Source organism: Pseudogracilibacillus sp. ICA-222130 (assembly GCF_037892545.1).
Lineage (GTDB): Bacteria > Bacillota > Bacilli > Bacillales > Amphibacillaceae > Pseudogracilibacillus.
The window spans coordinates 1-13,718 of record NZ_JBBKBG010000019.1; the positions used below are offsets into that span (position 1 = coordinate 1).

The window sequence follows — 13,718 nt, forward strand, 5'->3', positions numbered from 1 at the left end:
CGTGGAGACTATAGTACACAGAGAGTTGCGCCAAGCCCGATGGAAACACGTAATTCATTAGCACAATATAATCCGGGTAATGGTGAATTAAAGTTATATGTTGGTTCACAAAACCCACATATTCATCGTATGGTCCTTTCAGAAGTGTTAGATTTTCCTGAACATCGATTGCAAGTAAAAGTGGCCGATATGGGTGGAGGCTTTGGTGGGAAAATTGGTGTATATCCTGACGAAGCACTCGTGTCGTATGCGGCAATCGATCTAAAGCGTCCAGTGAAATGGGTAGAGACACGAAACGAACATTTCCAATCTGCAAATGCTGGACGAGATATGATGGTAGATGTAGAGCTTGCAGGAACGAAAGATGGAAAAATTACAGCAATTAGAGTGATAAATCATGCTAATATCGGTGCGTATTTAGCAACATTCGGACCTGGGAACCCGACCATTGATTTTGGGTTAATGGTGTCTGGTCCATACAAAATACCGAAAGCACAAGTTACAACATATGGAATGTATACAAACACGATGTCTGTAGATTCTTATCGTGGTGCTGGAAAGCCAGAAGTAACATTTATGTTAGAACGTGCTGTAAGTGATTTTGCTAAAGAGATCGGCATGGACCCTGTAGAGGTGCGCAAATTGAATTTTGCTCAAAAAGAAGAGTTCCCTTTTACAAATGCACAAGGGTTAGTATATGACAGTGGTGATTATGATAAGGCCTTAGATCGAGCAATAGAAATTGCCGATTATGAAAAACTACGAAAAGAGCAAAAACTTGCTTTGGAAGAAGGACGTTATATCGGTATCGGAATTTCCTCTTATGTTGAATTGTCCGGTTTTGGCCCTTCAGCAGTAGCAGGTGGCATCGGTTTTCAAGGAGGTATTTGGGAAAATTCGACGGTTCGTGTACACCCGACAGGAAAGGTAACAGTATTTACTGGTACTTCCCCGCATGGACAAGGCCATGATACGACGTTTACGCAAATTGTCGCAGATAAGCTTGGGATCCCATATGAAGATATCAATTTTGTTTTCAATGATACGAAAGCGGTTTCTATGGGGTGGGGAACATATGGATCACGATCTTTAGCAGTTGGAGGAAATGCAGTTGCCCTTTCGACTGATAAAGTGATAGAAAAAGGACGTATCATCGCAGCTCACCTATTACAATCAGAAGTAGAAAATGTCGCATTTGAAAAAGGTGTCTATTTTGTCAAATCTGACCCGACTATGCGAAAAACATTCCAAGAAATTGCGAAAGCAGCAAACTTTGCGTGGGATATGCCGGAAGGAATTGAGCCAGGATTAGAAGAAAAAACATTTTTTGATCCGTCGAATTTCACGTATCCATTCGGTACACATATTGTCGTTGTAGAGGTTGATCCAGAAACAGGACATGTAGAAATTTTACGTTATATTTCTGTCGATGACTCTGGTAAAATTGTCAATCCACTCGTTGCAGAAGGGCAAATTTTAGGAGCTATTGCACAAGGTGTAGGACAAGCATTGTGGGAAGAAATTAAATATGATGACAAAGGTCAACTACAAACAGGTTCATTTATGGATTATACCATGCCGAAAGCGAGATTTTTCCCGAAAATTGAAATGGATTTTACAGAAACATTATCTCCTGTAAACCAACTAGGATCTAAAGGAGTTGCGGAATCTGGTGTAACTGGTTCCATTGCAGCTACTGCGAATGCGGTGATGGATGCACTTGCACCATTTAATGTCGACAATATTAGTCTTCCATTAACACCTGAAAAGGTTTGGAGAGCGATACAGAAAGGGGAGGGTAAACAATGATTCCTGCAAAGTTCGATTATAAAAGAGCGAAAACAGTAGAGGAAGCTGTTCAATTATTAAAGGAAAGTGATGGGGAAGGAACCATTCTTGCAGGTGGACATAGTTTACTTCCTTTATTGAAATTTCGAATTACAACGCCTGGGTTATTAATTGACATTAGTAAAATAGAAGGATTAAAGGGTGCTCGTGTTGAAGAGAATCGTTTAGTTGTTGGTGCATTAACGACACATTATGATGTATCAAAAGATGAACTTATTTTAGAGAAAATCCCAGCGCTTGCCAAGGCAGCAAGTGTCATTGGAGATTTACAAATTCGTAATCGAGGTACGATTGGAGGTAATCTTGCACACGGGGATCCAGTTGCAGACTATCCAGCAGTAGCGATTGCATTAGACGCATCTTTAAAAGTTGTTAGTGAAGATGGCGAAGAAGATATACCGCTCGAAGGTTTTGTACTAGGACCATTAATTACATCGATTCCAGAGACTGGGGTGGTAACGGAAGTTAGTTTTGCATTACCACCAGCTCATGCAAAACAAACATATGTTAAGTTTTTTCACCCTGCGACAGCATATCCTGTAGTAGGAGTGGCGGTTATTGCAGGTGTTGATGAGAAAAATGAAATTGATTTTATCCGAGTCGGTATTACAGGAGTTGGAGATGTAGCATACCGTGCTGAAGAAGTCGAAGATGCGCTAGAAGGACAAACCCCAACTGCTGAATTAATCGATGAAGCTGCACAGTTAGCTACCGAAGATGGAGATATGGGGGAAGACTTATTTGCATCAGAGGAATATCGTGAACATATCACGAAAGTATTTGTGAAACGAGCATTGCAAGAAGTACTGTTATAAGAAGTAGCATAATGGTAAAGAATAAGAAAATGAATGGTTCTTTACCATTATTTTTACAAAGTTGTATCTGGAGGTAGGTACACAATGAGAGAAAATGAAAAAGTATATGATGCAATTCAACAAGCAAAAAACAATGGTGTAAAAGCGGTTGTTGCAACAGTTGTAAAGGTGTATGGGTCGAGCTATCGCCGAGAAGGAGCCAAAATGTACGTAGATGAAACAGAACATCATGTCGGCTTAATATCTGGTGGATGTTTGGAATCTGATGTAAGAGAAGTAGCAAAAACCGTATTAGCATCTGGTACACCCTTATTGAAATGCTATGATATGGATGAAGATTTAGTTTGGGGATTAGGATTAGGGTGTCCTGGAAAGGTGCAAGTATATATTGAACCAGTCTCATAGTAGAAGAAAGGGAGGGGAACAAATGATGGAAGATAAAGCGTATGCCCTTTGGTTGGCAGCAAATAAAGGAGAAGAAAAATGTTGTTTAGCGACGATTATCCAATTAGAAACAAAAGAAAAATATCGGCCATTGCGTTTATGTATGACGGAAAGTGGGAAAATAGAAACAACGATTGACCAAGCAGATATCATCCATGCGTTACGTCCTATCCTATTCGAGAAAATGCAGGCACATCTTGGTCAATCAGAAATGCAAGAAGTAATATTGAAAAATGGAAATACAATCCAAGTTTTCGTAGATATGTTCATTCCGAAACCGAAAATCATTATTTTTGGTGCAGGGCATGATGCGATTCCAGTAGCACATTTCAGTCATGCATTAGGGTTTGAAACGACGATAGTAGATGCCCGTGAAACGTTTAATACTGTGGAAAATTTCCCAAATTGTGTGCGTATTATTGCACATCCTTCATCCTTTACGGAAAAAGTTCCGGTCTCTTCTTTTACGTACGTGATTATTATGAATCACCATATTGAAAAAGACCGTGAAACATTACAATTTGCATTACAATCACCTTCCCCTTATGTTGGTGTCTTAGGTCCCCGCTCAAGAAGAGAAAAGATGCTTGCTCAATTAAAAGAAGATGGTGTGATGTTTTCAAGTGAAATACTCCAAAAAATGCATAATCCAATTGGATTAGATATAGGTGCAGAAACACCGGAAGAGATTGCAATCAGTATTTTAAGTGAAATTATTGCTGTTCAAAAAGGGCATCAAGGTGGATTTTTACATGACCAACATCAAATCCATCGCCATACTTCTACATATGAGAAAGTAGGAAAGGGAATAACCTATGTGCAAGGAACCAATTAACGCTTGTGTTCTTGCAGCAGGAAAAGGAAGCAAAATGGGAAGAACGAAACAACTTCTCCCATTTTCTGAAAAGCCGATGTTACAACATGTAATCGATAAAATTCTCGCCTTTCCTTTTCATCATGTTTATGGTGTGATAGGACATGAATATGAAAAAATAATGGAGAGCGTTCAAGTACATGATGAACGTTTTTCTTGGCTTATAAATCACACATATAAAGAGGGACAAAGCACCTCTTTAAAAAGAGTATTTGAAATATCTTCTCAACCAATCGTCATTTTTTTAGGGGATGTATTATTTATCCAAGATGACACAATCAAACGGGTTATAAAGAATGGGCAACAATATACATGTGATATGCCAATTATGATACGTCCAAAACATAAAGGGAAAGTTGGTCATCCAGTATATGTTAACAATATCCCTCCTCAGATTGTGGATCAATTACGAGGGGATGAGGGATTACGGGCGATTCAAACAGAGAAGATAAAACGCGTATTCATCGAAGTAGATGATCCGTTTATACATGAAGATATCGATACGTTTGAACAATATAAAGTAGCACTTGCGAAATGGAATGATGTGGAACATGATTGAAGATGTTCAAATAAAGTTTGGTACCATTCATTTATTTTTTTGGTCCTTTGATAAAAGTGAACAACGTGTTAATTTTATTGTAAGAACATTTTGAAAAGATGTTTTTTAATATCGTTCTATTGAAAGCGATTACATGAGAAGGAGTGGAAATGTATGATTCGTTATGAATATGGTGGCGATGAGTTTATTTTCGTTGAGTTGTCAGAAGAGATGAGTCTAGAAGCAAACTTTAAAGCGATGGCTATTACGAATAAATTAAAAGAGGAAAATTTAAATAGTATTATCGATATTTGTCCCGGAAACGCTTCATTTATGATTCGGTTTGTTCCGGAAGAAATTCATCCGAATGAAGTGATAGAGAAATTAAAGAAGTTAGAAGCTGAAGTGTCTTGGGAGGACATGACAATTAATTCACGTATCGTTGATGTTCCGATCTTTTTTGAAGATCCTTGGACACATGAAGTGTTAATGCGCTTCAGGGATCGACATCAAGATCCGGAAAGTACGGATTTAGAATATGCTGCACGCATTAATGGGTATGATTCCAAAGAGGATTTAATAAAAGCGATGACAGATTCTCCTTATCTCGTTTCGATGATTGGTTTTGTGCCAGGTCTTCCTTGGTGTTATCAAATGGTGCCACAAGAAAAACAGATTGAAGTACCAAAATATGTGAGACCTCGTACGTTTACACCAGAAAGGGCATTTGGATTTGGTGGAGCGTTTGCAGTTATTTATCCTGTAGAAGGAGCTGGAGGGTACCAATTATTCGGTACAGCTGCAGCACCAATTTATGAAAAAGAACAGCGAAATAAAGATTTTAAAGATGATATGACGTTCCCAAGACAAGGCGATATTTTTAGATATCGAAGCGTTACATTGGACGAATACAATGCTATACGTAAGGAAGTAGAAGAAGGAACATTTGAATATTTAACGAAAGATTTCTCGTATAAACCACAAGATGTATTGAAAGATCCGAAAGCATTTTCTGAAGATGTGATAAGGAGGTTATATGCATGATTAAAGTATTGCAACCTGGTTTACAAACGACGGTGCAAGATATTGGAAGAATTGGTCATTACGAAGTAGGTATGCCACCATCAGGAGCGATGGATAAATATGCATTTACGACGAGTAATTTACTTGTTGGAAATGATGAAAATAGTGCGGTTCTAGAAATTACATATATGGGACCGAAACTACAATTTGAAGAAGATGCGGTCATCGCTATGACAGGTGGAGAAATTCCACCCAAAATTAATGATGAACCTGTTGGAATGTGGGAAACATTAGAAATAAAGGCCGGAGATGTTCTATCTTTTGACTTTGTAAAAGGTGGAGCACGTGTGTATCTAGCAGTTCGTGGTGGGATCGATGTACCAGTTATTATGGAATCACGTTCCACATACACATTATGTGGCATTGGTGGGTTAGATGGTCGTCCATTACAAGAGGGAGATGTTTTAGCAATCGGGAATGAAGCGAGGGTAGATGTACAAATTGGTCAATCAATTGATGCTTCTCTTATTCCTACATATGGAAAGAGCCATGAAATTAGAGTGATTATGGGTTTATGTAGTTACCGACTAACAGAAGAAAGTAAACAAAAATTCTTTGATTTAGAATGGCAAGTAACACCTGAAGCCAATCGAGTCGGATACCGTTTCAAAGGGGAAAGATTGAACTTTGTAGAGAGAGAACAACCATTTGGTGCAGGTAGTAACCCGTCTAACGTGGTTGATTTAGGGTATCCAATCGGTTCTATTCAAGTACCTGACGGCGTTGAGCCGATTGCATTATTAAATGATGCTGTAACAGGTGGTGGATATGTAACGATTGCAACAATTATTAGTACGGATTTAGATAAAATGGCACAAATTAAATCGGGAGAAAAAGTAAAGTTTGTTTCTTTAACGATTGAAGAAGCGCTAGAAGCTAGAAAAGAAGTAAAAGAAAAATTAGATCAAATTAGAAAACAATTAATATAGTTATTGGAGGAATATGAAATGAGTAGTCAAAATGTTGTATCACCAATTCCAGGAGTATTTTATCGTAAACCAGCACCAGATCAAGATGTGTATGTAAAGGAAGGAGAGGCGGTAAAAACTGGGGATGTGGTCGGTTTAGTAGAAGTAATGAAAAATTTCTATGAAGTAAAAGCAGAAGTGGATGGAGTATTAAAAGAGTTTTTAGTAGAAGACCAAACAATGTTAGAAGCAGGTCAAGATATTGCAGTAATTGAATAATCATAGTTTGGGGAAGAGGCAGAGGTGAAAGGATTTGGCTTTATTTGAAAAAGTATTAATTGCTAATCGTGGCGAAATAGCGAGACGTATTATTCGTACTTGTGACAGAATTGGAATTAAAACGGTCGCTATTTATTCTGATGCAGATGCAGAAGCTCCATTTGTGAAAGAAGCAACGGAGGCAATAAGTATAGGCGGAACTTTAGCGAAGGACAGCTATTTAAATATAGATAAAGTAATAACGATTGCAAAGGAACGAGGGGTGGATGCGATTCACCCGGGGTATGGATTTTTATCAGAAAACGCCAAATTTGTCGAGCGTTGTGAGGAAGCGGGTATTACGTTTATCGGTCCAGATAAAGAGACGATGGAAGTAATGGGAAGTAAATTACTTTCTCGAAATAAAATGATTGAGGCTGGTGTTCCGGTCGTACCTGGAGCAGATGGACGGCTTGAATCCTTAGAGGAAGCAAAACAGGTGGCAACAAAGCTTGGTTATCCACTCATGTTAAAAGCAAGTGCTGGTGGTGGAGGCATCGGGATGAAGCTCGTACAAAATGAGGAAGAACTAGTATCAGCTTATGAAACGACTAAAACACAAGCGAAAAATTTCTTTTCAGATGATCAAATCTTTTTAGAGAAATGGATTGATGAGCCACGCCATATTGAAGTACAAATCGCGGCAGATAAGAGAGGGAATGTGATTCATTTATTCGAAAGAGAGTGTTCTGTTCAACGTAGACATCAAAAAGTAATAGAAGAGTCACCTTCCCCCTTTTTAACGGATTCCTTGCGTGAACAATTGCTAGAGGCAGCAGTACAAGGTGTAAAACATATCGGATATTCCAATTTAGGTACGATGGAATTTATCTTTGATAAAGATGGGAACTTTTACTTTTTAGAGATGAATACGAGATTACAAGTAGAACATCCAGTAACCGAAGAAGTAACAGGTCTTGATTTAATAGAATGGCAATTACGGATTGCAGCAAATGAAATTTTACCATTAGCACAAGAGGAAATAAAGTTTGAAGGGCATGCCATTGAAAGTCGGTTATATGCAGAGGACCCAAAAACATATTTTCCATCACCTGGAAAAATTTCGAAGTTAGTTTTACCTGAAGGTGTTGGACGATTTGACTTTGGAATTGAAGAAGGAACCGATGTGACGCCATTTTATGATCCGATGGTTGGAAAAATTATTGTCCATGGAGCAGACCGTAATGACGCGATTGCTAAAAAGCGAAAAGTGTTAGAACAAATGGAAGTAGAAGGAATTACTTGTAATTTACCATTATTGCAAAGAATTATGGATGCAGCAGCATTCACTACTGGAAATTATACGACGAAATTTTTAGATGAGTTTAATAAATAATGAATGGATTGTGTGGTGGACAAAATGAAAGTAGATTTAAATTGTGATATGGGCGAAAGTTTTGGCTTATACACACAGGGCAATGATGAAGCGATGATGCAATATATAACGTCAGCGAACATTGCATGTGGTTACCATGCAGGAGATCCTCACGTTATGAGAGAAACCGTTCGTCTTGCAAAAGCACATGGTGTTGCGATCGGTGCCCATCCAGGATTACCTGATCTTGTAGGTTTTGGGCGCCGGAAGATGGATTGTACGACGGCTGAGATGAAAGATTTTATTACCTATCAAATGGGTGCTTTACGTGAATTCGCACGTGCCGCAGGTGTTGGGATCGACCATTGTAAACCACATGGAGCATTTTATATGCAAGCGATGGAAAATAAAGAAGTAGCGCGAGCAATTTTAGAGGCTATCCATGATGTCGATAAAAACACGATTGTGTTTGCAGTAAATAACTCCGCAATGTTAGAAGAAGCGATAAAAATGGGAATTCCTGTAGCGAAAGAAGGGTATGCTGATAGAGAACATACAGAGGATGGCAATCTTGTCTTAACACGTAAAGGTTCTGCCATAGATGATTATGAAAAAATGGCTCAGCGTGTCGTTCGAATGGTGAAAGAAAAGAAAGTCATAACATTTGACGATAAAGATGCGTCGATTGAAGTGGAAACGGTATGTATCCACGGTGATACTCCAGGAGCGGTCGATTTAGCAAAAGCGATTGTCCATGCATTAAAAGCAGAAAATATCGAAATTGCACCAGTTAGAGAAATAATTGGATAACAGGTAAAAAAAGAGTGGACAAAGTAAAGTGTAGAGGCCTTTGTTCACTCTTTTTCAGATAGCTTTATATGTTATAGTTCATGACGAAGGTTTGATGATCCTACACATGGAAAATATGATACAGTCGGCTAATGGCTTCTTTTATTTCATCTGTTTTCGTATTGGCAAATCCAATAATGAGTTCAATATTTTTGGATTGTTTATATTCATCATTTAACGAAAAGCGCTTTAAAGTATAGATTTCCAATTTTGCTTCTTCGGCTAAGCGTTCGATTTCTTCATATGACTTATCTGTGATAAAACTTGCTGTGAAATGCAATCCAGCCGGAATATCATGGATAGTGCATGTGTCCTTAAATGTATTTTTTAATGTTTGTATGAGAAGGTTTCGTTTCTTTTCATAATGTTGTGTCATTTTTTTGATATGTCGCTCATACATGCCAGATTGGATGAAATAATGAAGCGTGTAGAGGGACAATGTATTTGTATAATTAATTAAATCTGAAAATTTTTCGCGATAAATTTTTAATAAATTAATCGGCAATACCATATAACTAATGCGTAAGGTCGGTAAAAGTGATTTAGAGAATGACCCAAAGTAAATGACACGTTGATGTTGGTCCAAACTTTGGAGAGAGGGAATATTATCTGTTTGATATTTAAATTCACTATCATAGTCATCCTCAATAATATACCGATTTTCCTTTTTGAGTGCCCAATTTAATAATTCGATTCTTCTAGAAATGGGCATAATTTTCCCTGATGGAAATTGATGGGAAGGAGTAACGAATAAAAAGTCAGCGTTGGATTGATCCACAGCCTTTATGTTTGCACCATGTTCATCTAATGGGATTAATGTTGTATCTAATTGTATATGATTGGTGAGCATCGAGTAGATTCTAGGATATCCTGGCGATTCCATTGCAACTGTTGTTGTATCATCTGTTAGTGACATTAATTGTTCGACAAGTGGTTGTGTCCCTGCGCTGATGACGATTTGTTCCGGCTCACATTTTACTCCACGAGAAAGGGCAATAAACTTTGCGATCGTTTTTCGAACTTCATATGGGCCTTGTGGATGTCCAATTTCTGATAATTCTTCATTAAACTGTTTGATTGCTTCCTTTTGACATTTCATCCAATCTTGAAAAGGAAATTCATCAATATCTGCCGTCATGTGTGATAAAGAAACAGAACTGCTTCTATTTTTCCCTTTTTCTCGTAAATGGGAAGGAAAATCATCGTCGGCATTTTTCACCGTAGAAAATGGAGCGATTTCTTCAACATAATATCCACTCCGTTCAATAGTATAGATATATCCCTCTGCCAAAAGCTGTTCGTACGCATTCGCTACCGTATTAATACTAATTCCGAGCTGTTCGGATAAACTTCGTTTTGTCGGTAGTTTCTCATGTGCTTTAAATGTACGATCTAAAATTTTATTTTTAAACTCTTTGTATATTTGTTGGTATAAATAACTCGCTGATTGACTTTTGTCTATATGAATTAAAATCATCCTATTCACATCCTTTTGGTTCTAATGAAAAGATAAAACTGGTTCTTTTAACAATACCAAAATATGCTTATAATAATCAATAGATAATAGAAAATGTTTACAATTTCCAGTAGTTTTTGTTGGCATGTAGTTAAAATCTTAGTGTTTACATATATTTAGGAGGGTATAAGATGATAAAAACAAACGATATACAAAAGGATTTACAAGAAAAGAGAGAAAAATTTGTACCAAGAGGGGTAAGTAATGGAAATTTAGCCATTGCAGATCATGGGAAAAATGCAACATTAGTGGATAAAGCAGGAAATGAATGGATTGATTTTGCAGGAGCAATTGGTACATTAAATGTTGGTCACACACATCCTAAAGTAACAGAGGCAATTAAAAATCAAGTAGATAAATTTTTACATCCAGGATTTAACTGTATGATGTATGAAGGATATATTCGTGTAGCGGAAAAACTAGTAGGGTTAACACCAGGAGAGTTTGATAAACAGGCAATTTTATTAAACTCTGGAGCAGAAGCGGTAGAAAACGCCGTAAAAATTGCTCGTATGTATACGAATCGACAAGCAGTTGTGACATTCCAACGTGGTTTCCATGGACGAACGAATTTAACAATGGCGATGACGAGTAAAGTAAAGCCATATAAATTTGGATTTGGACCATTTACACCAGAAATTTATCAAGCACCATTCCCATATATGTATCAAAAACCAGCCGAAATGTCAGAGGAAGGTTTTATAGAGGAGGCAATTAAACAATTTGAAGCATTCTTTGTTGAAATGGTTGCCCCAGAAATGGTTGCTTGTATTGTAATGGAGCCTATTCAAGGGGAAGGTGGATTTATCATTCCTCCAAAAGCATTCGTACAGCACGTACGCGAATTTTGTACGAAACATGGTATTTTATTTGTAGCAGATGAAATTCAAACAGGATTTGGACGTACTGGAAAAATGTTTGCGATTGAATCTCATTTTGGAGTCGTTCCTGATTTAATGACGATTTCTAAATCACTTGCAGCAGGTATGCCTTTAAGTGCGGTCGTTGGAAGGAAAGACGTCATGGAAGTACCGGGACCTGGACAACTAGGAGGAACTTTTGCAGGAAATCCAGTTGCTTGTGAAGCGGCACTCGCAGTGATGGATGTGATGGAGGAAGAAAATCTTTGTGATAGAGCAGAAGAAATTGGGGAAAAGATCGAAAAGCAATTATCTGTTTATGCAGAGGAATATAATTTTGTTGGAGAAATTCGTCGTTTAGGCGCGATGGTCGCAGTGGAAATTATTTCAGAGGATGGGAAACCAGAACCGACTCGTACAGCAAAAATTGCGAAATATGCAAATGAGCATGGACTTTTATTATTAACAGCAGGAATTAATGGTAATGTTATTCGCTTTTTACCACCATTAGTCACAACAGATGAAGAACTTCAAAAAGGATTTGCTATTTTAACAGAAGCATTTGCATCCGTAAAATAAGGTACGAATATGAATCAGGTAAAAAAATGGTTTTTATTTTATATTTATAGGGAACAGAAAGAAGGAATACCGAACAGAAATTAACTTTATATGTGAAAGGATGTTTGACATGTCGACAATTAAAGTAACAAACCCTGCTACAGGTGAATTAGTAAAAGAAATTAATATGAATACACCCGAAGAAATTAGCGATATGATTCAAAAAGGTCATGATTATTTTTACACGTGGAAAGAATGGAATGCTCATGCACGTGCAAAATTACTATTGAAATGGTCCGCATTAATTAAAGAGCATCAGGCTGAAATTGCAGAATTAATGACGAAAGAGAATGGGAAACCGTTAAGTGAATCAATGGGAGAAGTAATTTATGCAACAGATTATATTGATTGGTATGCGGAAGAAGCGAAAAGAATTTATGGTAGAACGATTCCAGCAAATAATGATCAAAAACGAATCGTCGTGAGCAAGCATCCAATTGGACTTGTTGCTGCGATTACTCCTTGGAATTTCCCAGTAGCGATGATGACAAGAAAAGCTGCCCCAGCGCTTGCAGCAGGTTGTACATTTATCGTAAAACCTGCAGTAGAAACGCCATTAACGACGATACGATTAGTAGAACTTGCTCATGAAGCTGGTATTCCTGAAGCGGCGATTCAATGTGTCAATGGTCGTGGAAGAGAGGTTGGAGATATTTTTACGGAAAGTCCACTAATTCGAAAAATTACTTTTACAGGATCGACACCAGTCGGAAAGTCCATCATTAAAAATAGTGCAGACACAGTAAAGAGCGTTACGATGGAATTAGGTGGTCATGCACCTGTTATTATTGCAAAGGATGCAGACATTGATTTAGCGGTTGCTCAAACGATTATTTCTAAATATCGAAACGCTGGTCAAACTTGTGTTTGTGCGAATCGTATCATTGTGCATGAAAGTATTGTAGATGAATTTTCTCAGAAATTAGCGGAAAAGGTAAAAAAATTAAAAGTAGGGAATGGGATGGACCAAGGAACAGATATTGGTCCTGTCATTAACCGAGGCGCATATGAGAAAATTGCAGCTCAAGTACAAGATGCAATTGATAAAGGAGCAGAAGTGTTAGTAGGAAATAAATATGATGCAAACGATGAGAGTAGTTATTACTTCGTCTATCCAACGGTCTTAAAAAATGTACAGGGAGACATGGATATTATGCACGAAGAAACGTTTGGACCGATTGCTCCGATCATTTCATTTAAAACGATTGAGGAAGCGGTGAAAATTGCTAATGATACACCGTTTGGCCTTGCTGCGTATTTCTTTACTAATGATTACCGTACGGGAATTGAATTACATGAAAAACTGGAATATGGCATTATTGGTTGGAATGATGGTGGACCATCTGCTGCACATGCCCCATTTGGTGGAATGAAAGAAAGTGGATTAGGCCGTGAAGGTGGAATAGAAGGAATTGAACCATATTTAGAAACGAAATATTTATCGATTGGGAATGTATAATGATTGTAAACGTTATGTAATTGGGAAGGATAAGAAGTTGACATGTTTTCTTAAATAAAATATACTGAGAAAGTAAATTCTTCCATAAGGAAATAATTATATATCTCGGGTAGAGAATAAGGATGAGAAACCCCGACATAGAGAGGACACATACAATGTTTGTATGGCGTCTTTTCTTGTCGGGTTTTTTGTGCGCAAAAAATCTGACAAGGAGGCGGATCAACGTATAAATTTAGCGATTTAACAAAAGATGAATAAATAACGTAGCGAATT

The 13,718-nt window shown here is 37.7% G+C and carries 13 protein-coding genes; 12 read left to right on the plus strand and 1 reads right to left on the minus strand.

Features of this window, described 5'->3' with window-relative positions; translation table 11 throughout:
• The 10 genes from WKT09_RS08645 to WKT09_RS08690 form a co-directional block, all read left to right on the plus strand.
• The coding region (locus tag WKT09_RS08645) for a xanthine dehydrogenase family protein molybdopterin-binding subunit (protein ID WP_340415667.1) at positions 1-1,809 on the plus strand (1,809 nt) is incomplete at its 5' end.
• Positions 1,806-2,663: an FAD binding domain-containing protein gene (locus tag WKT09_RS08650; protein WP_340415668.1), complete on the plus strand. Its 858-nt coding sequence runs from the start codon at positions 1,806-1,808 to the stop codon at positions 2,661-2,663. The genes WKT09_RS08645 and WKT09_RS08650, both read left to right, overlap by 4 nt.
• A gap of 84 nt (positions 2,664-2,747) precedes the next feature.
• Positions 2,748-3,068, plus strand: a complete 321-nt coding sequence (locus WKT09_RS08655; RefSeq protein ID WP_340415669.1) for an XdhC family protein — start codon at positions 2,748-2,750, stop codon at positions 3,066-3,068.
• Positions 3,069-3,090: 22 nt separating this feature from the next.
• Positions 3,091-3,942 carry an XdhC family protein gene (locus WKT09_RS08660; RefSeq protein ID WP_340415670.1) on the plus strand — a complete coding sequence of 284 codons (852 nt, stop codon included), beginning with the start codon at positions 3,091-3,093 and terminating at the stop codon, positions 3,940-3,942.
• Positions 3,923-4,540, plus strand: a complete 618-nt coding sequence (locus tag WKT09_RS08665; protein WP_340415671.1) for a nucleotidyltransferase family protein — start codon at positions 3,923-3,925, stop codon at positions 4,538-4,540. The genes WKT09_RS08660 and WKT09_RS08665 overlap by 20 nt, the downstream gene beginning before the upstream one ends.
• Positions 4,541-4,693: 153 nt before the next feature.
• Positions 4,694-5,563, plus strand: a complete 870-nt coding sequence (locus tag WKT09_RS08670; protein WP_336267420.1) for a 5-oxoprolinase subunit B family protein — start codon at positions 4,694-4,696, stop codon at positions 5,561-5,563.
• The gene (locus WKT09_RS08675) at positions 5,560-6,531 is read left to right on the plus strand and encodes a 5-oxoprolinase subunit C family protein (RefSeq protein WP_340415672.1); all 972 of its coding nucleotides are present in this window, start codon (positions 5,560-5,562) and stop codon (positions 6,529-6,531) included. The genes WKT09_RS08670 and WKT09_RS08675 overlap by 4 nt, the downstream gene beginning before the upstream one ends.
• 18 nt (positions 6,532-6,549) lie before the next feature.
• Entirely contained in the window at positions 6,550-6,789 is a 240-nt protein-coding gene (locus WKT09_RS08680) for an acetyl-CoA carboxylase (RefSeq protein ID WP_340415673.1), read from the plus strand.
• Positions 6,790-6,823: 34 nt separating this feature from the next.
• Positions 6,824-8,164 carry an acetyl-CoA carboxylase biotin carboxylase subunit gene (locus tag WKT09_RS08685; protein WP_340415674.1) on the plus strand — a complete coding sequence of 447 codons (1,341 nt, stop codon included), beginning with the start codon at positions 6,824-6,826 and terminating at the stop codon, positions 8,162-8,164.
• A 24-nt stretch (positions 8,165-8,188) separates the two neighbouring features.
• Positions 8,189-8,953: a LamB/YcsF family protein gene (locus WKT09_RS08690; protein ID WP_340415675.1), complete on the plus strand. Its 765-nt coding sequence runs from the start codon at positions 8,189-8,191 to the stop codon at positions 8,951-8,953.
• 100 nt (positions 8,954-9,053) lie between these two features.
• Here WKT09_RS08690 and gabR read toward each other — a convergent pair whose 3' ends face one another.
• The gene (gene gabR / locus WKT09_RS08695; RefSeq protein WP_340415676.1) at positions 9,054-10,469 is read right to left on the minus strand and encodes a MocR-like transcriptional regulator GabR; all 1,416 of its coding nucleotides are present in this window, start codon (positions 10,467-10,469) and stop codon (positions 9,054-9,056) included.
• Between the two features lie 170 nt (positions 10,470-10,639).
• Between gabR and gabT the strand changes: the two genes are divergently transcribed.
• Both gabT and WKT09_RS08705 read left to right on the plus strand, forming a co-directional pair.
• Positions 10,640-11,947, plus strand: coding sequence for a 4-aminobutyrate--2-oxoglutarate transaminase (gene gabT, locus WKT09_RS08700; RefSeq protein ID WP_340415677.1), 1,308 nt, complete (start codon positions 10,640-10,642; stop codon positions 11,945-11,947).
• 100 nt (positions 11,948-12,047) lie between these two features.
• Positions 12,048-13,445, plus strand: a complete 1,398-nt coding sequence (locus tag WKT09_RS08705; protein ID WP_340415678.1) for an NAD-dependent succinate-semialdehyde dehydrogenase — start codon at positions 12,048-12,050, stop codon at positions 13,443-13,445.
• The last annotated feature ends 273 nt before the right edge of the window (positions 13,446-13,718 follow it).